The following is a 25,265-nucleotide window of genomic DNA, read 5'->3' as shown; positions in this document are numbered from 1 at the left end:
GGGACACCGGCCGCGCGGGACCTCAGCCGAACAGGTCGGGCTCGGCGGCGGTGATCTGGTCGTACAGCGGCTGGAAGTTGATCCAGCCGACCGTGTCGTTGCCGATCTGGCCGTGGGTGAGCTTGGCGTTCTCGTGGCTGATCGGGACCGTCGGGCCCGCCGCCTTGGCCAGGAGCTGGGCCTGGCACGAGCGCTCCAGCGTGATGAACCACCAGGCGGCGGCGTCCACGCTCGTGCCGACCGTCAGCAGCCCGTGGTTGCGCAGGATGACCGCCTTGCCGGAGCCGAGGGCCTGGGCGATGCGGCGCCCCTCCTCGGTCTCCAGCACGACGCCGGTGTAGTCGTCGAACAGGGCGATGTCCTCGTAGAAGGCGCACGCGTCCTGGGTGAGGGGTTCCAGCAGGGTGCCCAGCGAGGACAGCGCCTTGCCGTACACCGAGTGGCTGTGCGCGGCGGCGACCACGTCCGGCCGGGCCTGGTGGACCATCGAGTGGATCGCGAACGCGGCCTGGTTGACGTGGTAGCGCCCCTCGACCACCTGGCCCTCGTGGTTGACCAGGATCAGGTCGGCGATCGTGACGTGCCTGAACGACATGCCGAACGGGTTCACCCAGAAGTGGTCGGTGTGCTCGGGGTCGCGGACGGTGATGTGACCGGCCACGCCCTCCTCGAAGCCGAACCTGCCGAACAGCCGCAGTGCCGCGACCAGGCGCTCCTGCCGGTGGCGGCGCTCCTCCTCGGCGGTCGCGAACGTCTGCGGCAGCCGGAAGATCAGCTGGTCGCCGGGGATCGGCTGCAGGTCGGACAGGCTCATGATGCCTCCAGGGCGGAAGGGTCGAGGCCGGCGGGGCCGTCGTGGCCCGCCAGGCCGAGGGTGAGGTCGAGTTCGGCGAGCAGTGAGCGCAGGACGTGGCGGACGCCGTCCTCCCCGCCGACCGCCAGCCCCCACACGTACGGGCGGCCCAGCAGGACGGCCCGCGCGCCGAGGGCCAGGGCCTTGACGACGTCGGAGCCGGTGCGCACCCCCGAGTCGAACAGCACGGTCAGCCGGTCGCCCACGGCCGCCGCGATCGCGGGGAGCGCGTCCAGCGACGCCGTGGCGCCGTCGACCTGGCGGCCTCCGTGGTTGGAGACGACCACGCCGTCCATGCCCGCGTCGGCGGCGCGCAGCGCGTCGTCGGGGTGCTGCACGCCCTTGAGGACGATCGGCCCGTCCCAGTTGTCGCGCAGCAGCGACAGCCGTTCCCAGGTGTGGGAGCGGCCGTTGAACATCGGCGCCCACTGGATGATCGCCCCGTTCAGGTCCTCCTCGACCGGCCGCTCCAGCCGGGAGCGGAACACCGGGTCCGAGAACGGGATCGCCAGGCCGGTGCCGCGCAGGAACGGCAGGTAGGCGAGGTCGAGGTCGCGCGGGCGCCAGGCCAGCGTCCAGGTGTCGAGGGTGACGACCAGGGTGTCGTAGCCGCTCCCGGCGGCCCGTTGCAGCAGGCTGAGCGTCACCTCGTCGTCGTGCGGCCAGTAGAGCTGGAACCAGCGGGGGCCTCCGGCCTCGGCCACCTCCTCGATCGTGTGCGAGGCGGCGGTGCTGAGCACCATGGGGACGCCGAGCGAGGCGGCGGCCCTGGCGGTGGCCATCTCCCCGTCGGGGTGGACGATCGACTGCACCCCGATCGGCGCCAGCAGCAGCGGCGCGGGGTACCTCCTGCCGAACAGCTCCACGCCCAGGTCCCGGACCGAGACGTCGCGCAGCATCCGGGGCACGATCCGCCGCCGGTCGAACGCCTCGCGGTTGGCGCGCTGGGTCGCGCCGATGCCCGCCGACCCCGCCACGTACCAGTACGGTCCCGGCTCCAGCCGCTCGCGCGCCACCCGCTCCAGTTCCGCGAACGAGGTCGAGTACGGGGGCTGCTGCCCGGCGAGGCCGTTGAGGTAGATCTCGTACTGGTAATCGGAGAACGACATGTCCCAACCTTTGTGCCGATCGAGGAGAATGTCCACGCCTGAGTGGACAGGTCCGGCTCCCGATCCGTTCCCGGGCGAGCGGGCCCGGCGTGTCCGGGTCCCGTCCCCGTACGGGTGCGGATCGGCGCGCGCGGGTGGTCCTCCACTCTGTACACGACCGATCTTTACACCACAATGTCCCAAGAGACGGAACGCGAGCCCGGGAAAGGGCGTTGGAGGGAACGTGGCCTCGATAACTCAGCTCTTCCGGCGTTTTCTGGAACGCCCCGGCACCGTGGACCTGTCGGCGTTCGAGCGGGTGGTGGCGGAGGCGGGGGCCCGCGAGGAGCGGATCCGCGCGCTCGACGAGCTCCCCCGTCCCTCGGCCGACGACCTGGCCGAGTTCTGCGCGGTCGTGCGGGAGGCCGCGCGCCGCTCCCTGGACCTGCGTCCGTACGACGTGCAGCTGGTCGGCATGCTCGCGATGCTCTCGGGCAACGTCGCGGAGATGGCGACCGGCGAGGGCAAGACCCTGTCCGGCGCGATGGCCGCGGCCGGGCACGCCCTGCAGGGCAAGCGCGTCCACGTCATCTCGGTCAACGACTACCTGGCCCGGCGCGACGCCGAGTGGATGGGCCCGCTGTACGAGACGCTCGGCGTCTCCTGCGGCTGGATCGGGCAGACCTCCACCCCCGAGGAGCGCCGCGCGGCCTACGCGGCCGACGTGACGTACGGCTCGGTCAGCGAGATCGGCTTCGACGTGCTGCGCGACCGGCTCGCCACGGACGTGGACGACCTGATCGTCCCGGCCCCGGCCGTGGCGCTGGTCGACGAGGCCGACTCGGTGCTGGTCGACGAGGCCCGGGTGCCGCTGGTGCTGGCCGGGGCCGCCGACCCCGGTGACGCGGTGCCGGAGATGGCCGCGCTGGTCAGGCAGCTCGTCAAGGGCTACCACTACGAGCTCGACGACCAGGCGCGCAACGTGCACCTGACGGGCAAGGGCATCGACACCGTCGAGCAGGCGCTCGGCGTGCAGCTCTACGACACCCCCGCCACCCTCACCGAGGTCAACCTCGCCCTGCACGCCCACGCCCTGCTGACCAAGGACGTCGACTACATCGTCCGCGACGGCCGGGTGCACCTGATCAACGCCTCCCGGGGCCGGGTGGCGCTGCTGCAGCGCTGGCCGGACGGCCTGCAGGCGGCGGTGGAGGCCAAGGAGGCGCTGTCGCCGTCGGAGACCGGTGAGATCCTCGACTCGATCACCGTCCAGGCGCTGATCACCCGCTATCCGGAGAAGTGCGGCATGACCGGCACGGCCGTCGCGGTCGGCGACCAGCTCCGGGAGTTCTACGACCTCAAGGTCGCGGTGATCCCGTCCAACCGGCCGTGCGTGCGGACCGACGAACCCGACCGGCTCTTCGAGTACCGGATGGAGAAGGACCTCGCGCTGGTCGACGAGATCGCCGAGGTGCACGCGACCGGCAGGCCGATCCTGGTCGGCACGCTGGACGTGGCCGAGTCCGAGCGCCTGGCGCTGACGCTGAGCGGCCGGGGGCTGGAGTGCGTGGTCCTCAACGCCAAGAACGACGCCGAGGAGGCGGCCATCATCTCCCGGGCCGGGGAGCGCGGCGCGCTGACGGTCTCCACCCAGATGGCCGGTCGCGGCACCGACATCCGGCTCGGCGAGGGCGTCGAGGAGCTCGGCGGCCTGTACATCATCGGTTCCGGACGGCACACCAGCAGCCGCCTGGACGACCAGCTCCGCGGGCGCGCGGGCCGCCAGGGCGACCCCGGCGGCTCGGTCTTCTTCGTCAGCGGCGAGGACGATCTGATCACCCACTACGTCGCCGACGAGTACGCCAAGGGCGTGCCGGAGCACTCGCTGGTGGGTCACGCCCAGCGGGTCGCCGAGGGCGTCAACATGGAGATCCACCGCAACACCTGGCGCTACACGCGGCTGCTGGAACGCCAGCGCGGCCTGCTGCTGGAACGCCGCGACAGGGTGCTGCGCGAGCGGACGGCGGGGGAGGCCCTGGCCGCGGCGGCCCCCGAGCGGTGGGCGGAGCTGTCGGAGACCGTCGGCGAGGACGTGCTGCACGAGGCGGCCCGCCAGATCGTGCTGTTCCACGTCGACCGCTGCTGGGCCGACCACCTGGCCTACCTGGGAGAGCTGCGCGAGGGCATCCACCTGCGGGTGCTGGGCCGGCTCAACCCGATCGACGAGTTCCACAAGGACGCCGTCCCGGCCTACCAGCGGCTGCTGGCCGAGATCGAGACGCGCTCGGTCGAGACGTTCGAGACCGCCGCGGTCACCGCCGAGGGGCTCGACCTGGAGGGCGCGGGGCTCAAGCGTCCCACCGCCACCTGGACCTACCTGGTGCAGGAGAACCCGTTCGGCACCGAGTGGGACCGCATCCTCAACCGCCTCACCAACAAGGTCCGCCGCCGCTGACCGGACCGCCGCTCACCGCGACCGGTAGGCGTCCGCCCGATGCCGGATGGTGATCACCTGGACCACGACGCGGCCTTCGTCGATCAGGTAGAGCACCCTGTAGTCGCCCCGGCGCGCGGACCACTGCGGGGCGAGTGGCTCGTCGAGCGGCTTGCCCACTCGACGGGGGTTGTCCAGGAGCGGACCGGTGATGAACTCCCAGATCGCCGGTACGACCTTCGCCGGTAACCGCTCGGTGAGGTCCTGCCGGGCGCGGCGGGTGAGGCTGAGCTCGTACCGCTCGCTCACAGGCGACCGGTCCGGCGGAGCTCGGCCTCCACCTCCTCCTGCGAGAAGGTGCGTCCCGCCTCCAGATCGGCGAGACCGTCGCGGATGGCCTCCACGGCCTCCGTGGAGGCGAGAATGTCGATCATCTCGCGCATCGTCTCGTAGTCGTCGGCGGCCAGCAGCACGGCCGCGGGCACACCGTTACGGGTGATCTCGAATCGTTCATGGGTGGTGACGGCGGACTCGATGAGGCCGGAGAGCCGGTTTCGTGCCTCGGCCAACGGAAGAAGCGTCATGTACATAATTCTAGCCAACCTCTGAGGCCGGGGCCAGCGATCCGGGCCGTTCCGGAGAGTGCGGGGCCTTCCGCGCGACCGACCGGTACACCGCCGCACACGACCTGCGGCAGGCCTTCACCGTGAAGCCCCACATCATGATCCTCGTTACGTGTCCGGTAATGGTTTCGCCGTCCGGTGATGGTTATCGTGGCGTACGTGACCACCACCAGCGCGTCCCGACCGGTAGGTGAGCTTCTGCGCCAGTGGCGCGAGCGCCGGCGGATGAGCCAGATGGACCTCGCGATCCAGGCCGACATCTCCACCCGGCACCTGAGCTTCGTGGAGACCGGGCGGTCCAAACCGAGCAGGGACATGATCCTGCACCTCGCCGAGGAGCTGGACCTGCCCCTGCGCGAGCGCAACCACCTTCTCCTGTCCGGCGGGTTCGCCCCGGTGTACTCGGAGACCCCGCTCAACTCCCCGCACATGACCTCCGTACGGGAGGCCCTGCGGCAGGTGCTCAGCGGGCACGAACCGCACCCGGCGGTGGTCGTGGACCAGCGCTGGAACCTCATCGACCGCAACTCCGCCACCGGGGTGATGCTGCGCGGGGTCGCCCCCGAGCTGCTGGTCCCCCCGGTCAACGTGCTCCGGCTGAGCCTGCACCCCAAGGGCATGGCGCAGCGGATCACCAACCTGGGCGAGTGGCGGGCCCACCTGCTGCACCGGCTCCGCCGCCAGATGAGCCTGACCGCCGACCCCGAGCTGGCCGCGCTCTGGCGCGAGCTCGACGACTACCCCTGCGACCAGCCCGAACCCGAGATCGACCGGCCGGGTCCCGGTGACATCGTGATCCCGCTCAAGATCCGCCGGGGCTACCGGGAGCTGACCTTCTTCAGCACGATGACGACCTTCGGCACCCCGCTGGACATCACCGTCGCCGAGCTGGCCATCGAGGCGTACTTCCCCGCCAACCCCGAGACCGCCGCCTACCTGCAGCAGCAGCACCACCCCGACTAGAGTCCCGCCGGACGGACACCCGGGACGTCCGCCCGTCCGCGCCACCGGCACCACGCCGTCGAGGACCCCGCAGGACGGGCGCGGGACGTCCGCCCGCACCCCCGGCCGGGAACCCGCGGGACCGGCCGGGAGCCCGCGGGGCCAGCCGGGAACCCGCGGGGCCGGTCCGGCGCACCCGGAGAGCCGGGCGCGCCGGAGCCCTACCCGTCCACCCGGGACCGGCGGGCCCGGAAGGCCGCGGTCCTGGCGAGGACGAGGTCGACCACCAGGAAGGCGAGCAGCGACAGTCCCAGCAGCGGGAGGAACACCCCCACGGCGATCGCCACCGCCCCCAGGAGCAGGGTCACCCCCACCGGCAGCCGGCGCAGGCCGCCGCGCTCGTAGGGCGTCGCGAAACCGCGGGTCGGGCGGCGCAGCCACCACATGCGATACCCCCACACGATGACCGAGACGAGCGCCAGGGCGAGCACGGCCAGCAGGATCTGGTTGGCCAGGCCGAACAGCACGCCCATGTGCCCGTCGATGCCCCAGCGGGTCAGCTTGGCCGCGAGCGGGTAGTCGTCGAAGCGCAGCTCCGCGGTGACCCGGGCGTCGACGGGATCGACCGCGACCTGGTCGTTGCGCTGCGGCCAGAGCCGGTCGATCTCCTTGACGACGTACGGGCTCCCGGGCTCGGCGGGCCAGACGATCTCCAGGGGGCCGGACAGCCCGCCGCCCGCGGCGGCCCGGACGACCTGGTCGGCGTCGGCGGACCGGGCGGCCGCTCCTTCCGCGTCACCGGCGGCGTGACCCCCGTGGTCACCGTGCCCGCCGGAGGGGACGGGCAGTGACGGCGTGGACCAGCCGAACGACCTCTGGAGCACGTCCACGTTGGCCCCGGCGTACTTCGACCAGGTCAGGCCGGTGGCCGAGAGCGCGAGCAGGCCCACCAGCGCCCACAGGCCGACCGAACCGTGCCAGGAGAGCGTCCCGCGCAGGCCGCGGACGCCGCGTTCGGGGGCGACGATCCGGCGCAGCCGCCGCCCGCCCCGGCGACGGCGCGAAAGCCAGAGCACCAGGCCGCCGAGCCCGACGAGCCAGAGCCAGCTCGCCGCCATCTCGCTGTAGACGCGTCCCGGCTCGCCCAGGTGCAGGTGGCGGTGGAGCTGGGAGATCCAGGTCCGCACGGGCAGGGCGCCCGAGCCGCCGTAGCTCTCCAGCGCTCCCCGGACGTGGCCGGTGTACGGGTCGACGAACACCGCGAGGCGGGTGCTCTCGGCCAGGCCGGGCACGTCGAGCAGCACCTGGGTCGTCACACCGGGCTCGTCGGAGGTGCGTACGACCCCGACGGTCCCCTCGGGGTGTGCGGCGGTGGCCGCGGCGACCTGCCGCGCCAGCGGCAGCCTCTGCGCCCCGGCCGGTACGGGAGCCGTCAGCTCCTGGGAGTGGATCACGTTCTCCAGCTGGAAGGAGGCCGCGTACAGCAGGCCGGTCGTGGCCGCCACCAGCAGGAAGGGGGCGACGAGGATTCCGGCGTAGAAGTGCAGGCGGAGCAGGAGGGCGCGCAGCGTCGTCCAGGTGGAGGTCGCGGGGGGCGGGGCGGGAAGGGACGGCCCGGCCGCCGGTTGGATCTCGACGTCAGAGGTCACGGGGTTTCTCCTCGGCAGGGAGCGCGCGTACCGGCAGGTACGCGCCATCGCGATACGGGGTCCGGCCCGGCACGGGGTGAGAACGCGTGCCGGGCGTGTGTCGACGACAGGGAAAGGACGTATGGGGACGTACGGGGGCACGGGGAGGGTCCGCGCGGCCGGGCACGGTGACACGGACGCGCGAGCGGGCACGGCGGTACCGGGTCTCACCCGCCGGAACGACGCGGTGTCACCCGGGCACGGCCCGCCCCGGCGACGACCACGGCGGCGTCCGGGCACAGGACCCGACGACAGAACCGGAACCAGGACCGGGACCGACACCAGGGCCGGTGACCGGACCGGTGACGTGACCGGTGGCGTGAGCGGCGACGGTGCCGGTGACGCGTCCGGTCACCCGGCCGGTGACGGAACCGGTGACGGTGCAGGAGCGGGTGCCGGTGACGGAGCCGGTCGCCGGACCGGTTGCGGGCCGGTGACAGGACCGGTGTCGGGACCGGTGTCAGGGCCGACGGGGCCGATGACGGAGCCGGTGACGGGACCGGGCGGCGGCCGGTGACGCGGCCCCTCGGGGCACGACGGCGTCCGGGCGGAGCGGCCCGATGTCAGATGGCGTACGAGAACGCGGGCGGGCCGCGGCGGGAGACGGCGGCGGCGAGCATCCGCGCGACGAGCGGCACCCGGTCGGCGGGTGCGGCGGGCGGGGCGACGGGGTGGTGGACGGCGGGCGCGTACCGCCACAGCACGGTGAGGATCGAGGCGAAGAGCAGGTGCAGGAGCGTGGCCAGGCCGCGCTCCCCCCGCTCCAGCCAGTGCGCCGACAGCAGCGCCGTCACGGTGTGCACCAGCAGCATGAACAGGCCGGCGGACAGGCCGCCGTCACCGTGCTCGTGCCCGGTCGTCGGCGGCGGGACGGCGCCCGCGGTGAACCACAGGTGCATGCCGTACTGGGCGGCGAAACCCGCCCCCATCAGGACGCCGAAGCCGCGCCTCCTCCGGGCGAGGACGAACGCCCCCGCCGCGGTCGGCAGCACCGCCCAGGCCAGCACGTCCGCCCCCACCGGGGCGCCACCGGCCAGCACGTGCATGGCGAGCGACACCGTCACGCACACGACCGCGAACACCGCGGCGCGAACGGAGCGGAGGACGTACATGCCGTAATGGTGACAGAGAATGGCGAATTCGCCAGCCCCTTGATTGTTTTGACGAACATGGACCGTTGCACGGTGCACGTTTCACATCGACCGGCGGCCGGGCGTTCCTCGTCACCGCGCCCGGCCGCTCCGTGTCACCGGGAAGACGTGACCGTCAGGGCCGCATCGCCGGGGCGTCCTCGGACACGTCGTGGGAGACCTCGGGAACGCCGTCGGAGGCCGTCCCGGGAGCGGTCTCGGGAGCCCTGTCGGCGACCTCCACCTTGAGCAGCGCCGTCGAGGTCAGGACGCTCCCCGCCGGGGCCCCGGCCCTGGCCGCGTCCACCACGACGACACGTTCTCCCAGGTAACGGTAGGTGACGGGGTCGAAGATGTACTCGTGCCGTATCCCGCTCTCCGGGTTGGACATGGCCGCCGCGACCCCCCTGCGGCCCGTGGCGTCCTCGACCCCCTCGACGGTCCGGACACCGGGGATCGTCCCGATCACCCGGAACAGCGCGGCCCGCTGCGCGGCCGGCATGTACGCCTGCGTGATCATCGCGCCGGCCCTGCCCCACGCCTCGTAGTGGTCGATGGCTCCCCCGGTCAGGCCGGTGAAGAGGTGCTCGCGCATCCCGGCGGGGTCGGCGGGCAGCCGGCTCAGGTAGGCGTAGTCGGTGCGCAGGTGGTCGGGACGGTCGTCGCGGCCGGTGACCCTGGCGGGCTCGGAGCGGCTCCCCGCCCGTCGCAGCGCCTCGGCGGGCAGCGACTCCCCCGGGTACGGCTCCGGCGACAGGTGCCGGACCGACATGACGCCCCCGTCCAGCGGGGAGCCCTCGGCGGGGAGCCAGACCCTGTGCACGCTGTGGTCGAGGTACCGGCGTGTCCGCCCGTCCTCCTCCACCTCGGCCGGGCACATGACCTGCGACTCCAGGAAGAGGAACTGACCGGGCCGCGGGCGCAGGTCGCCCTCGGTGCTCACGGTCTCGGCGGCGCGGCGCAGGACCTCCGTCACCGCCACCGGCGCCATCCGGACGGACGGCGCCACCCGGGCGGGCCCGGCGGACGGGGGGTGGACCGCGGTGACGTACACGGCTCCCGCGAGCGCGACGACCGCGGCTCCGGTCCCGACGGCCAGGCTCCGGCGCAGGTTCCCCAGCAGTGCCGCCCGCAGGCCGCCGGGCCGCCTCGGACCCCCCGGCCGTTCCCCGAGGCGTCGGGTCGTGCCGGGCCGCGCGGCCGGGGAGCCGGAGGCGGGCGCGGCTCCGGGGGCGGACGCGCCCCTCGCCGTGGCGGACGCGTCCCTCACCGTACGGGCCGGTGCGCGCGTGGCCGTACCGGCGGACGGCGTGGCGGTGGAGGCGACGGAGGCGGCGATCTCCGCGAACAGCCGCGACTCCTCGGCGCGCAGTTCCGCCGGTCCGGGCAGCGGCACCTCGGAACGCAGCCGGTTCACCTGGGTCATCTCATCCATGGACGCTCTCCTCGCTGACGGATGTGGGATCGACCCCGCCGAGATGCTCGCGCACCTTGCCCCTCGCCCGGCTGACGCGCGAACGGACCGTGCCCACCGGGACGCCCAGTGCCTGGGCCGCCTCCGGGTAGGTCAGGCCGCCCCACGCCACCAGCAGCAGCACGTCCCGGTGACCGGCGGGCAGCCCCGCCAGGGCCGCCGCCAGGTTCCGCCGTACGGCGCCCGCGCTCACCCGTTCGTCGCTGCGCTCGGTGAACGGCTCGGTCACCGGGTCGACGCCGGTCCGTTCGAGAACGCGCAGCCGCTGCAGCTCGACACGCATGTGCCGCCTGATCAGGTTGGTCGCGATGCCGTACAGCCACGGGCGCGCGCTGGGCCGGGACGGGTCGTACCCCTCCCGGCCGCGGAACGCCACCAGGAAGGTGTCCGCCACCACGTCCTCGGCCACGTCGGCTCCCAGCCTGCGGGTGACGTAGCGCTTGATCTCCGGCGCGTGCCGGTGGAAGACCGCGGCGAACGCCTCGGGCTCGTACCGGGACCGCTCGATGACGGAGGCGTCGTCGGCCTCCGCCCCGATCCGGCTCGTGTCGCTCATATCCGGCCTCTCGGCTCTCGGTCAGGTCACCCGTTGTTGCCTTCCCGGGCGGCAACGGTTCCCCGGACCGACACGGCGACCTCCGGCCGGTCCCGGCCGGTCCCGTCGGTTCGTGCGCGTTCCCTCTTCCGAACGTCCATTCTCTTCCGGTCGTACCGGTCTCTTCCGGTCGTACCGGTCTCTTCTGGTCTCTTCCGGCCGTACCGGTTTCTCCGAGTCGTACCGGCGCGTGCGGGTGTCAGCCGTGGCCGACGGGGGTGGTGCCGAACATCAGCGTGCGCCGGCGGACGTCGTAGAAGACGGTCCCCGCGACCGAGAGCAGGTCCTGCAGGTTGTCGGCGTCGTCGGGGTCCAGGGTCAGCACCTCCTCCCAGGCGCCCTGGTCCAGGACGAGCTGCAGGGTGTACGTGCCGGGCCGGCCGGGGTCTCCCGCGACCCAGCTGAACTGGTAGTGGCTCAGCTGGCGCACCGCGATGCTGTCGTCGGTGACGGGCTGGCGAACTTTTGCGGCCATCGGGTTCCTCCCAAGGTCGAGGTCGGCGGAGCGTCGTGGAGCCGGTGGCGCGGCCCCCGGAGCCCCAGGGGCCGCGCCACCGGCTCCACGTGCCGGGTGACGTGCCCGGTTCCCGCTCCGCCACTCCGGCGAGGCGTCCGCCCGTACGCGAAAACCTCCCCATCACGCTTTACCGGCCCTTGGCGCCGCCGGGTCGCACCGGTGGGATCCGTGGCGGGGAACGACGGCCCGGCGTCCCCGCCCGTTCACGTCCGTCCGGGGCCCGTCCGGGCCCGCCTGGGTCCGCCCATGTTCGTTCATGAGGGACACGCCGGGCATGTCGCCGCCCCCGGGCATCGACGCTCAGCGATACTCGATCACGCAGAGTAGTCGAACAAAAGGGGTCTCCCATGCGTGTTCATCTCGTCCCGGTCGCCGCCGCAGTGCTGGCGACCACCTCCCTGGCCCTGGTGGTTCCCGCCTCGGCCTCCGCGTCCGACCCGGTCCGGCCCGGCACCTATGTGATCACCAACCCCGAGGGGCGGTGCCTGCGGACCGGTGGTGACTTCAACGAGAAGGTCACCCTGGGCGGGTGCGACACCAGGTGGAAGGTCGCTCCCGGCGACGACAAGGGGTCGGTCGTGATCCGGCACGCGGACACCGGCAACTGCATGGCCTACGCCCTGGAGCGGATCTATCCCCCCAGGGTCGCCACGGTGCCGTGCGAGGTGGGCGGCACGACCAACAACTGGCTCGTACGCGAGGCCGAGGCCGGCCGGGTCACCATCGCCACCCCGCAGGGAGGCGGCTACGTGACCGAGACGGGCACCGACCGGCCGCTGGTGGTGCTGCCCGGCGACGAGGGCGGCCGGAGGCTGTGGACGTTCGCCCTCGCCTGAGGATGCCGGTCCCGCCCCGAGAGCACCCAGAGCACCGAAAGCTCGGAAAGCACCGAGAGCTCCGAGAGCACCGCCCTCGGGTCGAGCCGCACCCGGGGGCGGCCTTGATGTCGTCACCGGTCCGGGTGACCTCGATGTCGTCACCGGCCCAGGTGAAGAGGTGTACAAAGGTCGGCATGCCATGGTGTGACATTTCCGTAGAAGGTGGGCGATCGTGACGACCGGCTCGCTCGACCACCGCGACCGGGTACGCGGCTGCCTGCTGGGCGGCGCGCTCGGCGACGCGCTCGGGGCGCCCGTCGAGTTCGAATCGATCGGAAGGATCCGCAGGCAGTACGGCCCCGACGGCCTGACCGGCCCGGTCCCGGACTGGCGGGGCAAGGTCGGCCTGATCACCGACGACACGCAGATGACGCTGTTCACCGTGGAGGGACTGCTCCGCGGCGGGGACGTCGACGCGGTCCGGCGTGCCTACCTGCGCTGGCTGGACACCCAGGAGCATCCCTCCCCCCCGCCTTCCGCCGTCCCCGCGGGTGCGCCGGACGACGCGTTCCGCACCGGCGCGCTGCGCGAGCAGGGCTGGCTCTACGCGCAGCGGGCCCCGGGGAACGCCTGCCTGTCGGGCCTGCGGGACCTGCGCCGCCCGCGGGCCGGCGCCCCGGCCTTCGTGCCGTCGCCGTTCGGCGAGCCGGGCCCGGTGAACCCGCACTCCAAGGGCTGCGGGACCGTGATGCGCTCGGCCCCCTTCGGCCTGTGCGCGCCCGATGCCCGTCGCGCCTTCGACCTGGCCGCCGACTGCGCCCAGATCACCCACGGCCACCCCACCGGCTACCTCGCCGCCGGAGCCCTCGCCGCCCTCGTCCGTCTCCTCGTGGAGAACGAGACCCCGGGCCGGGACGAACCCCTGGTCCATGCCGTACGGGAGACGATGGACCTGCTGGCGACCTGTCCCGCGCACGAGGAGACCACCGGGGCGCTGCGCGACGCCGTCCGTCTCGCCGCCGAGGGGGATCCGACCCCGGAGAAGGTGGAGTCGCTCGGGGGCGCCTGGGTCGCCGAGGAGGCGCTGGCGATCGCGGTGTACTGCGCCCTGCTGAACCCGGGGCCCGGCGACGTCGGACGGGCCCTGCTGCTCGCGGTCAACCACTCCGGGGACAGCGACTCCACCGGCGCCGTCTGCGGCAACCTGCTGGGCGCCCTGCACGGCGAGGCCGCCCTTCCCGGTGACTGGCTCGCCCACCTGGAGGGCCGCGACGCCATCGCCGGACTGGCCGACGACCTCGCGGCCCGCTTCGGGGACGGCCACCGGGTCACCGACACCTGGCTCGCCCGCTACCCCGCCGGCTGACCCCGTCGCCGCCCGCCGTCGCCGCGTACCTCCCGGCGGATCCGTACCGCGAGCAGCGCGGCCCAGCTCCAGCCGACCAGGGCGAGCAGGCGCAGCAGCAGGCTCAGCGGCCGCGCGTCCTGCCCCCGGTCCGACAGCACCCCCGCCAGCAGGTAGATCACGGGAAGCGCCACGCCGACGGCGGCGCAGTACAGGGCCCAGCCGCGATCCCCCGCCACGGCGAACCGGCGGGCGAACACGGCGCAGGCCGCGACGAGCGAGAGGAGCACCACGAAGAACGACACGCCGTGCACGACGTAGCTCAGCCCGTACTCCTCCGGCAGGCCCTCCGGCGCCCCGGCCGGATAGCCGAACGCGGGCTCGGTGCGGAAGAGACCGGCGCCGACCAGGCCGGCACCGTATCCGCCGATCAGCAGCGCTCCCCAGGCGCCGCCGCGTCCCGGGCGCGGCATCCGCCACAGCCCCGCGGCGAACGCGAGGTTCAGCAGCCCCGCGAGCACGAAGTTCACCACCTGGACCCACCCGCCGTCGCCCAGGCTCAGCATGCTGAGCAGGTGCCGCCGGGGGTCGAACCCCTCCCGGGTGTAGTCCTGGACCGCGACCACGAAGAGGAACAGCGGCCCGGCCACGGCACCGCAGGTCAGCAGAGCCCCGGTCGGTGACCGCTCGGACGCTCCCGGCATGAACCCTCCCCGCGTACGACGTCCTTAGCAGCGCTAAGTGCGTGCTGACGGTCATGTTCCCTTAGCGCTGCTAAGCTGTCAATGGATGGGCGAGAACAGGCGGGGAGCCGGGCTGACCCGGCGGACGATGGTCGAGACGGCGCTCCGGCTGCTCGACGAGACCGGGCTGGACGGGCTGACCGTGCGCAGGCTCGCCACCGAGCTGGGCGTGCAGTCGCCCGCGCTGTACTGGCACCTGCGCAACAAGCAGGAACTGCTCGACGCGATGGCCGACGCGATCGTCCTGGCCGCGGGCATGGGCCCGCCGCGCGACGGCGAGCCCTGGCAGGACTGGCTCCGCCGCCGGGCCCGCGCCTACCGCCGGTCGCTGCTCGCCCACCGCGACGGCGCCCGCCTCGTCTCCAACGCGGCGAGCCTGAGCCCGCGGACGGTCAGGACGTTCGACGAGGAGCTGACCGCCCTCGTCGGCCTCGGGTTCACCCCGGTCCTGGCGCTGCGCACGATCACGGCCGTCACCCGGTACGTCAACGGGTTCGTCCTGCAGGAGCAGACCGAGCGCCAGGTGCCCGACGGCGCCCCGGCCGAGCGGCTGGCGGCGCTGGCCGGGCTGCTCGACCGGGGGGAGGACTCCACCCTGGTCACCGCCCTCCGGGAGGGCGGTGGCCAGGGTGGTGAGGACGCCTTCGAACACGGCCTGAGCGTCCTCGTCGACGGCACGGCCGCGGCCCTGGCCCGCGACGCCGGTCCCGCCCGGCCCGGGCCGTCCTCCGGGCCGTCCCCCGGGTCGCCGCCCGGGTCGCCGCCCGGGTCGCCGCCCGAGGCGTCCCCGTGAGCCGTTCTCCTGAGGTCCCCGGCTACCGGTCGGCCGTTCCCGGTCGCACGAGGGCGGCGCCCCCCGCGGCCGGGGCGTACCCGGCGGCACGGGTGGTGAAGGTCCCCCGGCCCCGGGTCCGGCCGCGCAGCCGGGTGGCGTAGCCGAACAGCTCGGCCAGCGGCACGGTCGCGGTGATCACCACCGTCCCCCCGCGAGCGGCCGAACCCGAGACCCGGCCGCGCCGTGCCGACAGGTCGCCCAGCACCCCGCCCGCGGAGTCACCGGGCACGACGACCGTGACCTCGACCACCGGTTCCAGCAGCACCATCGCGCAGGACCGCAACGCCTCCCGCAGCGCGAGCCGCCCGGCCGTGCGGAACGCCATCTCCGAGGAGTCCTTGGGATGGGTGGCCCCGTCGGTCAGCGTGACCCGCAGGCCGGTCACCGGATGACCGAGAGGGCCCTCGGACAGGGCGTCCCGGCATCCGGCCTCCACCGCCCGGACGTACTCCCGGGGCACCCGCCCGCCAACGACGGCCGAGCCGAACACGAAGCCCGGCGTACCGCCACCGGCGCCACCGGCGTCACCGGCGGCGTCCGGGACGCTGTGCAGCGGTTCCACGTCCAGGACGACGTGGGCGAACTGCCCGGCGCCCCCGTCCTGCTTGACGTGCCGGTACAGCAGCCCCGACACCCCGCGCCCGACCGTCTCGCGGTAGGCCACCTGCGGCCTGCCGACACCGACGTCCAGGTCGTGGGTACGACGGATCCGCTCCACCGCGACCTCCAGGTGCAGCTCGCCCATGCCCGACAGCACCGTCTGGCCGGTCTCGGGATCGGCCCGGACCACCAGCGAGGGGTCCTCCTCGACCAGCCGCGCCAGCGCCGACGCCAGCCGGCCTGCGTCGGCGCTCCTGCGCGCCTCGACCGCGACGGAGACCACCGGGTCGGCCACGGACGGAGGTTCGAGGACCAGCGGCGCCGAGGGCGTGCACAGGGTGGCCCCGGTACGGACCGCCTTCAGCCCGACCACCGCGACGATGTCCCCGGCCACCGCCCGGTCCACCTCGGTGCTCCGGTCGGCCTGCACCCGCAGGATCCGGCCGATCCGCTCGGTGCGTCCCGTGCCCGCGTCCAGCACCGTGTCCCCCTTCCTGATCGTCCCCGAGTACACCCGCAGGTAGGCCGGCCGCCCGGCGGCGGTCGCGCCCACCTTGAACACCAGCGCGACGGCGGGCGCCTCCGGGTCGGCGGGCCGCTCCTGCACCGTGCCGTCGGCCAGCGTGCCGCGTACCGGCGGCACGTCCGGCGGCGAGGGCAGGTAGGCGACGACGGCGTCCAGCAGCGGTTCGATCCCGCGGTCGCGGTAGGCCGCCCCGCACAGCACCACCACGCCCTCACCCGTACGGGTCAGGTCGCGCAGCGCGGCGGCCAGGGTCGGCCCGGAGATCGCCGAGTCCGCGCAGAACTCCTCCAGCGCGAGCGGGTGCAGCTCGGCCACGGCCTCCTCCAGCGACCGGCGGCGCCGGAGCGCCTCGGGCAGCAGGGCACCGGGCACCGGCCCCTCCTCGAACGTGCCGCCGTCCCCGGCCCAGACCAGCGACCGCATGCGCAGCAGGTCCACCACCCCGGTGAAGGCGTCCTCACGCCCGATCGGCAGCTGGACCACCAGCGGGACCACGCCCAGCCGCCCGCGGATCGACGCGACCGCCGCGTCGAGGTCGGCGCCGGCGCGGTCCAGCTTGTTGACGAAGGCGATCCGCGGCACCCCGTGCCGGTCGGCCTGCCGCCACACCGACTCGCTCTGCGGCTCGACCCCGGCGACGGCGTCGAACACCGCTATCGCGCCGTCGAGCACCCGCAGCGAGCGCTCCACCTCGTCGGAGAAGTCGACGTGACCGGGGGTGTCGATCAGGTGGATGCGGTGGCCGTCCCAGGCACAGCTCACCGCGGCGGCGAAGATGGTGATCCCACGATCACGCTCCTGAGGGTCGAAGTCGGTGACGGTCGTCCCGTCGTGCACCTCGCCACGCTTGTGGGTGGCGCCGGTGACGTACAGGATCCGTTCGGTGACGGTGGTCTTGCCCGCGTCGACATGGGCGAGGATGCCCAGGTTGCGGACCCCGGTCGGCGAGTCGGTGATATGACGGTGCAGGTCGGTGCGCACGGCTCATGGCCCTTCGGGAGGATCCGACGGAACAGCGCGATGTCCGGACGGGACGACCCGGGATCAGGTCGCCCGACGACCCCCGGCACGGCGCGACCGTACGAGGGCATGCGCCGGCGGCCGGTTCGGCACCGGGCGGGCGGGGGTCAGAGGTTCGTCACGGAGACTCGGTGCAGGCCGCGCGGCCTGCACCGGACACCGGGGAAGACACCAGGATCACGTCATAGCGCGACGGGGAAACGACGGCGGCGGTGCGTTCGTCGCGCACGGCCTGCTCCCCTCACTGGTCGAGACGCGCCCGCGGTACGCGGCGGCGCGTGGTCAGTGGCGAGTGTAGGTGAGGGCGGAACGGGCGGGAAACCGGTTTTCCCTGTGGGGCGACCCGCCCCCGGCCGCTTTCGATTGCTTCGGGTCGCTCTCAGCCGTTTCCAGCCGCTTCGGCTGGCTTCCGGCGCTCCCGGCCGTTCCGGTTGCTCCCGGTCTTTTCCGGTCCGGCGGGACCGGCCGGCGCGGACCACTCGGTCAGGTCACGCGTCCGGCCCGGGGGCGCCGTGCTCGACGAAGACGAGCCCGTCGGCCCGGTCCAGGTGGCCGGGGTCCAGCGGGAAGTAGCCGTGGTCCGCCGACGTGTCGGTACGCGGGGCCGGTCGCGTACCGGCGGCGCCGAGGGCCGCGGCCAGGCCCGCCGGGTCGATGACGTGGCGGTTCCCCGGCAGCGCGGACAGCATCCCCTCCAGGGTGTCCGGACGCGGAACCCCGAGCCCCTGGAGCGGCGCGGTTCCCAGTGCCGACGCCACGAAGGCGTACGCGTCGCCCAGCCGCGCGGAGACGATCGCGCCCGCGCTCCACCATCTCAGCGTCCGGCCCTCCAGCGGTCCCCAGCCCGGCGGCAGCCGCCAGACGCTCTCGTCCCGCTGGAGGTGGCGGTTGTGGGCGTGGACCAGCGTCGGCCCGATCGGCGACCGCTGCTCCGCGACGGCCCGCAGGTTGTCGGCCATCATCGCGTCGCGCAGGCCCATGAGCCGCACCATGCGCGTCTCGGACGTGTCGGCCATCGCGGCGTGGTAGCGCAGCAGCCCCGCCGCGCTGCGCCCGTACAGGCACGCCCGCCACCAGTCGTCATGCGAGGTCGCGTGGATCAGACGCGGTGACTGGGCGGTGAGCGACGCCATCAGGTCGTCCGCGACGAGACGCAGTGCCCCGGCGTCGGCGGACAGCCCCACGGAGCGGGAGGGGTCCGTGAGGATCGCGGGATCGGTCCACCGGTCGTCGGAGCCGATCAGGTCCTCGACGACGTCCAGGGTGTGCGGGACGAGGTCGGCGTCCAGCCAGGTGGAGAGGTAGTCGTGCAGCGCGACGAGCGCCCGCCGGGGGCCGTCCGGCCCGGTCATCTCGATCGGGGCGTCGAACCCGAAGAAGGCGATCCTGTCCTGTACGGGACGGTCGCGGTTGTACTCCCTCATCCACCGCACCAGCTCGCGGTTCTCCGCCGACCCGGCGAAACCGGGGCTGAAGCCGCGGGCCATGACGTCGTCGAGCGTTCCCGTCCCCTCCGTGACGTACGCGTCGACGATCAGGCCCGACAGGCAGTCGCTCTCCAGCGCGATCGACCGGTAGCCCTCGTGCTCGACGAGATGCCGGAAGACCTCGTTGCGCAGCCGCGTGAGCGCCTCCTCGCCGTGCATGGGCTCCCCCAGGCCGAGCAGGCGGGGCCTGGCCGGGAGCGACCGGAGCAGTGTCGTGATCGCGGAGCCGAGATCGGCGTCGCTTTCGGCGGGGAAGGCCCACGCGCCGTCTCGGATCGGGGGGTCGGCGGCCATGGCGGCTCCTGTCCGTTCGATGGTCTGGCAGCACCTTCAAACGTATCGTTGAAGCCTTTGTTGAGACTTTCATCGCTCGTAGCGTGGTGAAGAGGCTTAAACCTTCAACACCATGGGGAAGCCGGGATCGACGGGCGGCCTGCACGGCTCGTCCTCCGAACGGCCTCGGCCGCGACCTCACCCGCGCGATCTCGTCCGTGCCGTCTCGTCCGTCCGTCCGGTCTCGTCCGTCCAGGTCTCGTCCGTCCGTGCGGCCGGGCCTTCGTGACGGGTTCTACGACGGGGCCGAGGACGCCTCGCGCGCGTCCAGAAGCTCGTCCCAGTGCTCCCGCGTCCAGGCGCACGCCGCGTCCATCGGCCCGATCATGCTGCGGCCGAGCGGCGTCAGCGCGTACTCGACCCGCTGCGTGGGAGCGGGATGGGCGGTGCGGACGATCAGGCCGTCGCGCACGAGCGTCCGGAGCGACCCGGCGAGCACCTTCGCGGTGATGCCGCGCAACGGGACCCGAAGCTCCGAGAACCGCCGCGGACCGTCCTGAAGGCAGCGGATGATCATGCCTGCCCACTTGTCGCCGAAGCGGATCGGCGCGAGGCCAGACGGGCAGACCGTGTCGAACATGTCTGGATCAAGAGGTTCTGTCACGACTCCACGGTAACCGGTATCCCATCGGTAACCACCTGGTCAGCTACCTTTCCGGCAGTGGCCGGTGATCGGATCCGGCCGGGAACACGGGGTGGTCGAATGAGCGACGTCATCGTCTTCGGAGCGGGCGGCAGGGCGGGCCGGGCGGCCGTCCAGGAGGCCCGCCGACGTGGCCACCGGGTCACCGCCGTCGTCCGCGACCCGGCCAAGTACGACGACCTGGCGGCGGACGGCGATGTGACGGCAGGCGACGATCTGTCGGCGGACGGCGTGCGGGTCGTCGCCGGCGACATCCTGGACGCGGACGACGTCGCGCGGCTCGCCAAGGGCCACGACGCCGCGATCGCCGCCGCCTACGACTTCGGTACGCCGCCCGACGTCTTCTTCGCCGGTGCCGCTCGGGCCCTGCTCGACGGGCTGTCCTCGGCGGGTGTCCCCCGGCTGCTGGCGGTCGGCCTGGCGTCGGTGCTGGAGACCGCGTCCGGGACGCTCCTCATGGACACCCCCGGCTATCCGCAGGAGTACCGGTCGTTCTACCTGGGGCACGCGGCCGGGAACGAGGTGCTGCGCACCGCCACCACCGGGCTCGACTGGCTGGTCGTCAGCCCCAGCGGGGACTTCGACCACGGCGGCCCCCGCACCGGCCGCTACCGTACGGCCCCGGCCGAGGCGGACAGCCGCATCTCCTACGCCGACTTCGCGATCGCGTTGCTCGACGAGATCGACTCCCCCGCCCACCACCGCGTCCACCTCGGCGTCGAGCGCGACCCCGGCACCGGCGAGAGCCCCGGCGGCCGCAAGGGCTCCGGCGCCGAGGAGAACCCCGGCACCGGGGAGCGCTGATGGACGAGGAGATCGTCGACAGCCCGAACGAGTGGGTGGCCCAGCACATCCGCCGTTTCGTGGAGACCGGCGGCCAGGCCCGGCCGGGCATGAACGACCTGCTGCTGACCACACGCGGCCGCAAGTCCGGCAAACTCCGCCGTACCGCCCTGATCTACGCGCGCGACGGCGACCGCTACGTCCTCGTCGCGTCCAACGCCGGGGCGGACCGTCACCCGGCCTGGTATCTCAACCTGGTCGCCGACCCCGCTGCCACCGTCCAGATCGGCACCGAGACGTTCACCGTGACCGCGCGGACCGCCACCCCGGAGGAGAAACCTCGCCTGTGGCGGCTCATGGTCGCGACCATGCCGTCCTACGAGAGGTACCGGGAGACCACCGACCGGGACATCCCCGTGGTGATCGTCGAACGCACGGCGTGACGGCCCTGGCGAAGCACTCCCACCCACCTCGCCCCTGACGAGGAGCACGGAAGAGCCCCGCCGAAGGCCGTACCACCGAACCGTCAGTCAAAGCCGCGCCGCCGGAACCGTACCGTCGGACGGCGATCCGGTCACCGGCCCGGCCCCTCCGGCTTCCGCCTTGTACCGTGTCCTCCCATGACGGAGCTTGAGGAGCTGGCCGGCAGACTCCGGCGGTTCGCCGAGGCGCGGGAGTGGCAGCGCTTCCACACCCCCAAGAACCTGGCCATGGCGCTGGCCGGTGAGGCCGGTGAGCTGGTCGCGGAGTTCCAGTGGCTGACGCCCGAGGAGTCGGCGGCCGTCATGGGCGACCCCGAGGCCGCCGCGCGCGTCCGCTCCGAGATCGCCGACGTCATGATCTACCTCTCCCGGCTGGCCGACACGCTGGGGATCGACCTCGTCGAGGCGGCCCACGCCAAGCTCGACGAGGGCGACCGGCGCTACGACGTGGAGACCTACCGGGGAACCATCAAGAAGGCTCCGCCGCTCCCCTGATCCCTGTGAGCAGCACGCCACGGTCGAGCGACGCGCATCGACCGGATCGAGGAGCGGCGCGGAGACCGGTAATGACATGGCCTTGCGAAGGCCGTACAGGACCGGTTCCCTCAGGCCGCATTTGCATGGATATATGCATTTATTACGTATTTGTCGTTGGGGCCGGAATCGCGATGCCCGCTCTCGCGTGACCTTCGGCTTCCTTTTCGAGGATGCCCCCGGACCAAGGCTTTGTCCTATCTGGGATGAGCGTCCATATATAACTGGACTAGCGTCTTATGCGACATCAATCCGTCACATTCCCGGCAATGGCCTTGGTGCCCTTCGAGGGCGGGGAACACGTCGGGATCGACCATCAGACGCGGAGTGATCTTTTATGTTCAAGCATGCTGTCGCCGCCGGCACATTGGTGGCTTCCGGCTTCATCGTCGCCATGACGATGTCAGCGCATCCCGCGGGGGCGAGCGCGATGACCCAGGAGGCCGCTCAGGTGTCCTCGGTGGTTCTGAACGATCCTCCCCCCGGTCACCACCACCATCACCATCCCTGGCACGGCCACGGCCACTGGCACGGTCACCACCATCACCACCCGTGGCACGGCCATCACCACTGGCACGGTCACCACCACCATCACCCCTGGCACGGTCACCACCACCATCACCATCACCCCTGGCACGGCTACTACTGAGGCCTGCACGGGGTCGAGGTCAGAGGGATTCGCCGCGCGGCGGTCTGCCGTCCCGGCAGGCCGCCGTCACGGCGCCCCGTCGGCAATGAAGATCCTCATCCCCGGTGGCGCTTCGCCGGGCCGGCCCGGTCCGACCGTCCGGCCGGTCTCCCGAGATGCGAGGCCGGACGGGGATCCCTCGTCGCAGGACCGGTCACCGCACCGGGCCGGACGGCATGGCGACACGGTCACCGGCGATCGCGGCGGGCCCGGGCACGGTAGTGATCCAGAATGTCCTGGCGGAGGAGGTGGCCGAAGCCCGCGGCCTCGATGCGCAGGCCGAGCTGGGGCTCGGTCACGCCGAGCGCGGCGGCTGCGTCCGCCAGGTTCCAGCCCGTGGCGGCGAGGCTGGTCAGCAGGTGACCGCGCCGGACCTGGTTCTCCGACAGGCGGAACGTCTTGAGGTACGCGAGCCGGCCGGCGCCGTCGGTGATGAGCTCGCCGATGTGGTTCTCCCGCCTCCGTTCGAAGGACGGCAGGAAGCGCGACAGGCGGTACCCGCCCATCTCGTGGACGCGCTGGTAGGTGTGATCCCCGTCCAGCAACCCGCCCGCCATGACCCGGTCGTGAAAGGCCGCCCACTCGTCCCGCTGCCGGCGTGCCCCCGCGCGCAGGTCGGCGAGCGAGCGCACCGTCGCGTCCTCGATACGGGCGCGGAAATCGGCCACCGGCCCGCCGAACATCGCGTAGTGGAAGATCAGCTCGCCGTACAGGTCGTGCACGAGGGTGGTGTGCAACGCGCGGTAGTCGTCGGGGTGCGGCACCACGAACGCGGCGGCGAGCGCGTCCGCGACGTAGACGAGAACGCCGCACTGGCCCGAATGGATCTCGAAGACGCGAAGGGCGTCCTCCAGGCCGCCGACCTGCGCGCCCGTGTAGGCCTCCTCGGCGCGGGGCGAGAGCCCGTGGCTGATCGCGCGCTGCGACCACTCCTCCCACACGATCTCCGGCCCGCCGAAGTGCAGCGCCAGATACCCTTCGAGCGCCAGGTGCAGGGGCAGGAAGCGCAGCCGGTTCCTGCCGGCCCGGCGGGCCATCCGGCGGTGGAACCGCAGCGGCATCCGGCCGGGCGGGCGGTCACGCTCCCGCGGCCCCCGCAGCTGGGTCCCGTACGCCGAGGCCGGGGTGCCGTCGTCCGTCCAGGTCGCCACGAACCCGTGCGGGATGTAGGACACGTACTCGGTCCGCGGGCCCACCTCGACGACGCCGAGCTCGGTGTCGTAGAGGCGGGCGTCGAGCCGCAGGTCCTCGATCGGCTCGGCGCGGACCAGCGGGACGAGCCGTACGCCACCCCAGGCCTGCGCGGGGTGGGTGGTCAGCCCGGTGAGGGCGAGATCCGTCACGCGTCCTCCCCCGGGAACCCTTCGGCACGGCACGTCAGGTGGGCGGGCCTCGTCACGCGTCCTCCCGCAGGAACGCCTCGACGCGGCGCTCCAGGTGGGCACGCAGCTCGGAGATCCCGGTACGCCCCTCCGCGAACCGGGCCAGCTCCACCAGGGCGACCAGGTTCTCGGCGTCCCGGATCCCGGCGGTCGGGACGGTGGGCGCCAGCCGCCGTACGTCGAAGCCGGCCGCGTCGTACACCGGGTTGAGGTGCACGATGCCGCAGGTACGGTCCGGGTCGAGCCGGGTGCGCCAGATCCGCAGCACCTCTCCCGCGAGCCCCGGCGGTGAGTTGTCCCATCCGTCGGAGACGATGACCAGGCGTCCGGGTCCGCGTTCGAGGGCGTCGAGGATGCGCTCGCCGAGCGGCGTCGCCCCGTACGGACGGACGAGCAACGAGTCCGTACGGCCCGAAAGCCACAGCGGCGTGTACTCGGCGGCCAGCGCCTCCAGCAGGAAGTGGCAGGCGAGCGCGACGGCGAGCGGGCGGCGGCGCTTCTGCCCCGAGCCGTAGGCGGAGAAGCTGTCGTCGAGGACGGCGGCCACCGCACCCCAGCTCCCGGCCTCATCGCCCGCGACCCGCCCGGCCGCCGCGCGCAGCGCCTCCGTCAGCTCGGCGCGGCGGCGCACGCGGTCGTCCGCCGGGAGGGCGAGCACGTACGACGCCAGCCGGGTCAACGGCATCGCGGTGAGGTCGGCCCGCACCGCGTCGGCCTTCAGGTCGCGCGCCGACTCCTGCAGGCGCAGCCGCTCCAGCCGGGTGAGCCGTGGCGCGATGCGCTCCAGGAAGGTGGCGCGGGCGATGCGGTGCTTCGCCGCGAACCCCTCCGCGACCGTGTAGGGCAGCTCGTACAGCGCCGCCTGCTCGTAGTGGGCCCGCCGCCAGGTCTCCAGGATCGGCGTGGCGTAGGCGGCCTGCCGGTGCGGGGTGAACAGGAACGGCCCCAGCTCCCCGGGCGGGCTCAGGTGGGCGTGGCGGACGGCGTCCTTGACGGCGCCCCGGTACTTCACCGCGTCGAACGCGGGGTCGGGGCGGGCCGCCAGCCAGTCCCGCATGATCGCCCTGGTCCGCCGGTTGTTGACCCTGGCGCGGCGCAGCTCGCGGAACAGCCCGTACACCCGCTGCGGCGGGAGCAGGGCTAGCCGCCGGGCGATCAGCCGTCCCTCGGCCCGGCGCTGCTCGCCGTCCGCCTCCCCCGCCGTGACCAGCAGGTTCCTGACGATCAGTACGACGTTGTGGTCGTTGACGTTCAGGGCGAGGGTGGCCGCGTACAGATCACGGTAGTTGCCGATCAGGTAGTCGTGCAGGAAGCCCAGCGAGAGACCCTGCTCGCCGGCGCCGGAGTGGAACTCACGCTGGCCGGTGGAGGTGATCGCCGCGTTCACGAACAGCAGGACGTCCTCGGCGGCGATGAGGTCCGCACCGGTCTCGATGTGCGCTTCGATCGCCGCCTCCGGGGTTCACGTACGAGGCCGGCCGGGGAATGGGGGAACGAGCTGCGAATCATCGCTTCAAAGACGGGTTCCGGAAGTCGCACCTGAGTCCCGCGGCCGACCTTGGGAAGGCTAGCACCGCCATATCGCCTTCTTCTTCCTCATTTCCGACCACTGCGGGGGGCGAGGAGCACCTGGCTGGATCAGATCGGCGAATACCGCAACGCGCGGATCCGCCGAAGGACGATCAAGAAGGCACCGCACTCT

General features: G+C 72.9%; 24 protein-coding genes. 8 read left to right on the top strand and 16 right to left on the bottom strand.

Features of this window, described 5'->3' with window-relative positions:
* Positions 1-22 precede the first annotated feature (22 nt).
* Both ABD832_RS15595 and ABD832_RS15590 read right to left on the bottom strand, forming a co-directional pair.
* Complete coding sequence (locus ABD832_RS15595) at positions 23-814, bottom strand: class II aldolase/adducin family protein (protein ID WP_344894935.1); 792 nt, start codon at positions 812-814, stop codon at positions 23-25.
* Positions 811-1,962 (bottom strand): lactate 2-monooxygenase, encoded by a 1,152-nt coding sequence (locus tag ABD832_RS15590; protein WP_344894932.1) that lies wholly within the window; start codon positions 1,960-1,962, stop codon positions 811-813. Before ABD832_RS15590 ends, ABD832_RS15595 begins: the two co-directional genes overlap by 4 nt.
* A gap of 232 nt (positions 1,963-2,194) precedes the next feature.
* On the opposite strand from ABD832_RS15590, the gene secA2 reads away from it, so the two are divergent.
* Complete coding sequence (secA2, locus tag ABD832_RS15585) at positions 2,195-4,396, top strand: accessory Sec system translocase SecA2 (RefSeq protein ID WP_344895977.1); 2,202 nt, start codon at positions 2,195-2,197, stop codon at positions 4,394-4,396.
* 12 nt (positions 4,397-4,408) lie between these two features.
* On the opposite strand, the gene ABD832_RS15580 is transcribed toward secA2, so the two are convergent.
* Both ABD832_RS15580 and ABD832_RS15575 read right to left on the bottom strand, forming a co-directional pair.
* Entirely contained in the window at positions 4,409-4,684 is a 276-nt protein-coding gene (locus ABD832_RS15580; protein ID WP_344894929.1) for a type II toxin-antitoxin system RelE family toxin, read from the bottom strand.
* Positions 4,681-4,959, bottom strand: a complete 279-nt coding sequence (locus ABD832_RS15575) for a type II toxin-antitoxin system Phd/YefM family antitoxin (protein WP_344894926.1) — start codon at positions 4,957-4,959, stop codon at positions 4,681-4,683. The genes ABD832_RS15580 and ABD832_RS15575 overlap by 4 nt, the downstream gene beginning before the upstream one ends.
* Before the next feature lie 198 nt (positions 4,960-5,157).
* Here ABD832_RS15575 and ABD832_RS15570 point away from each other — a divergent pair, with 198 nt between their 5' ends.
* A complete protein-coding gene (locus ABD832_RS15570; RefSeq protein ID WP_344894923.1) occupies positions 5,158-5,961 on the top strand; it encodes a helix-turn-helix domain-containing protein in 804 nt (267 codons plus the stop codon).
* A gap of 200 nt (positions 5,962-6,161) precedes the next feature.
* Here the strand turns inward: ABD832_RS15570 and ABD832_RS15565 are convergent, their stop codons facing one another.
* The 5 genes from ABD832_RS15565 to ABD832_RS15545 all read right to left on the bottom strand — a co-directional run bounded on the left by ABD832_RS15565 (position 6,162) and on the right by ABD832_RS15545 (position 11,302).
* Positions 6,162-7,589 (bottom strand): PepSY-associated TM helix domain-containing protein, encoded by a 1,428-nt coding sequence (locus ABD832_RS15565; RefSeq protein WP_344894920.1) that lies wholly within the window; start codon positions 7,587-7,589, stop codon positions 6,162-6,164.
* A gap of 602 nt (positions 7,590-8,191) precedes the next feature.
* The gene (locus tag ABD832_RS15560) at positions 8,192-8,740 is read right to left on the bottom strand and encodes a hypothetical protein (protein WP_344894917.1); all 549 of its coding nucleotides are present in this window, start codon (positions 8,738-8,740) and stop codon (positions 8,192-8,194) included.
* A gap of 154 nt (positions 8,741-8,894) precedes the next feature.
* Positions 8,895-10,193, bottom strand: a complete 1,299-nt coding sequence (locus tag ABD832_RS15555) for a CU044_5270 family protein (protein ID WP_344894914.1) — start codon at positions 10,191-10,193, stop codon at positions 8,895-8,897.
* Positions 10,186-10,788 (bottom strand): RNA polymerase sigma factor, encoded by a 603-nt coding sequence (locus ABD832_RS15550; RefSeq protein WP_344894910.1) that lies wholly within the window; start codon positions 10,786-10,788, stop codon positions 10,186-10,188. The genes ABD832_RS15555 and ABD832_RS15550 overlap by 8 nt, the downstream gene beginning before the upstream one ends.
* A 238-nt stretch (positions 10,789-11,026) precedes the next feature.
* On the bottom strand, positions 11,027-11,302 hold the full coding sequence (locus ABD832_RS15545) for a hypothetical protein (protein WP_344894907.1): 276 nt from the start codon (positions 11,300-11,302) through the stop codon (positions 11,027-11,029).
* A gap of 389 nt (positions 11,303-11,691) precedes the next feature.
* Between ABD832_RS15545 and ABD832_RS15540 the strand changes: the two genes are divergently transcribed.
* Both ABD832_RS15540 and ABD832_RS15535 read left to right on the top strand, forming a co-directional pair.
* Entirely contained in the window at positions 11,692-12,180 is a 489-nt protein-coding gene (locus tag ABD832_RS15540; protein WP_344894904.1) for a hypothetical protein, read from the top strand.
* Between the two features lie 214 nt (positions 12,181-12,394).
* Positions 12,395-13,528, top strand: a complete 1,134-nt coding sequence (locus ABD832_RS15535; RefSeq protein ID WP_344894902.1) for an ADP-ribosylglycohydrolase family protein — start codon at positions 12,395-12,397, stop codon at positions 13,526-13,528.
* On the opposite strand, the gene ABD832_RS15530 is transcribed toward ABD832_RS15535, so the two are convergent.
* Positions 13,513-14,211: a DUF998 domain-containing protein gene (locus tag ABD832_RS15530; RefSeq protein ID WP_344894899.1), complete on the bottom strand. Its 699-nt coding sequence runs from the start codon at positions 14,209-14,211 to the stop codon at positions 13,513-13,515. The genes ABD832_RS15535 and ABD832_RS15530 overlap by 16 nt on opposite strands.
* Positions 14,212-14,296: 85 nt before the next feature.
* Between ABD832_RS15530 and ABD832_RS15525 the strand changes: the two genes are divergently transcribed.
* Positions 14,297-15,043: a TetR/AcrR family transcriptional regulator C-terminal domain-containing protein gene (locus ABD832_RS15525; RefSeq protein WP_344894895.1), complete on the top strand. Its 747-nt coding sequence runs from the start codon at positions 14,297-14,299 to the stop codon at positions 15,041-15,043.
* A 22-nt stretch (positions 15,044-15,065) separates the two neighbouring features.
* Here ABD832_RS15525 and fusA read toward each other — a convergent pair whose 3' ends face one another.
* The 3 genes from fusA to ABD832_RS15510 all read right to left on the bottom strand — a co-directional run bounded on the left by fusA (position 15,066) and on the right by ABD832_RS15510 (position 19,655).
* Entirely contained in the window at positions 15,066-17,192 is a 2,127-nt protein-coding gene (fusA, locus tag ABD832_RS15520) for an elongation factor G (protein WP_344894892.1), read from the bottom strand.
* Positions 17,193-17,719: 527 nt separating this feature from the next.
* Positions 17,720-19,012 carry an erythromycin esterase family protein gene (locus tag ABD832_RS15515; RefSeq protein ID WP_344894889.1) on the bottom strand — a complete coding sequence of 431 codons (1,293 nt, stop codon included), beginning with the start codon at positions 19,010-19,012 and terminating at the stop codon, positions 17,720-17,722.
* A gap of 274 nt (positions 19,013-19,286) precedes the next feature.
* On the bottom strand, positions 19,287-19,655 hold the full coding sequence (locus ABD832_RS15510; RefSeq protein WP_344894886.1) for a winged helix-turn-helix transcriptional regulator: 369 nt from the start codon (positions 19,653-19,655) through the stop codon (positions 19,287-19,289).
* Between the two features lie 99 nt (positions 19,656-19,754).
* Here ABD832_RS15510 and ABD832_RS15505 point away from each other — a divergent pair, with 99 nt between their 5' ends.
* The 3 genes from ABD832_RS15505 (at position 19,755) to ABD832_RS15495 (ending at position 21,454) form a co-directional block, all read left to right on the top strand.
* Positions 19,755-20,498, top strand: coding sequence for an NAD(P)-dependent oxidoreductase (locus ABD832_RS15505; protein WP_344894883.1), 744 nt, complete (start codon positions 19,755-19,757; stop codon positions 20,496-20,498).
* Positions 20,498-20,920, top strand: coding sequence for a nitroreductase family deazaflavin-dependent oxidoreductase (locus ABD832_RS15500; RefSeq protein ID WP_344894880.1), 423 nt, complete (start codon positions 20,498-20,500; stop codon positions 20,918-20,920). The genes ABD832_RS15505 and ABD832_RS15500 overlap by 1 nt, the downstream gene beginning before the upstream one ends.
* A gap of 177 nt (positions 20,921-21,097) precedes the next feature.
* Positions 21,098-21,454: a nucleotide pyrophosphohydrolase gene (locus ABD832_RS15495; RefSeq protein ID WP_344894877.1), complete on the top strand. Its 357-nt coding sequence runs from the start codon at positions 21,098-21,100 to the stop codon at positions 21,452-21,454.
* 442 nt (positions 21,455-21,896) lie between these two features.
* Here ABD832_RS15495 and ABD832_RS15490 read toward each other — a convergent pair whose 3' ends face one another.
* The 3 genes from ABD832_RS15490 to ABD832_RS15480 all read right to left on the bottom strand — a co-directional run bounded on the left by ABD832_RS15490 (position 21,897) and on the right by ABD832_RS15480 (position 24,950).
* The gene (locus ABD832_RS15490) at positions 21,897-22,112 is read right to left on the bottom strand and encodes a hypothetical protein (RefSeq protein WP_344894874.1); all 216 of its coding nucleotides are present in this window, start codon (positions 22,110-22,112) and stop codon (positions 21,897-21,899) included.
* A 257-nt stretch (positions 22,113-22,369) separates the two neighbouring features.
* Positions 22,370-23,524: an ARPP-2 domain-containing protein gene (locus ABD832_RS15485; RefSeq protein ID WP_344894871.1), complete on the bottom strand. Its 1,155-nt coding sequence runs from the start codon at positions 23,522-23,524 to the stop codon at positions 22,370-22,372.
* Between the two features lie 52 nt (positions 23,525-23,576).
* Positions 23,577-24,950: a hypothetical protein gene (locus tag ABD832_RS15480; RefSeq protein WP_344894868.1), complete on the bottom strand. Its 1,374-nt coding sequence runs from the start codon at positions 24,948-24,950 to the stop codon at positions 23,577-23,579.
* Between the last annotated feature and the right edge of the window lie 315 nt (positions 24,951-25,265).

Source organism: Streptosporangium longisporum (assembly GCF_039534895.1).
Lineage (GTDB): Bacteria > Actinomycetota > Actinomycetes > Streptosporangiales > Streptosporangiaceae > Streptosporangium > Streptosporangium longisporum.
This window is presented reverse-complemented; position numbering and strand designations above follow the sequence as displayed.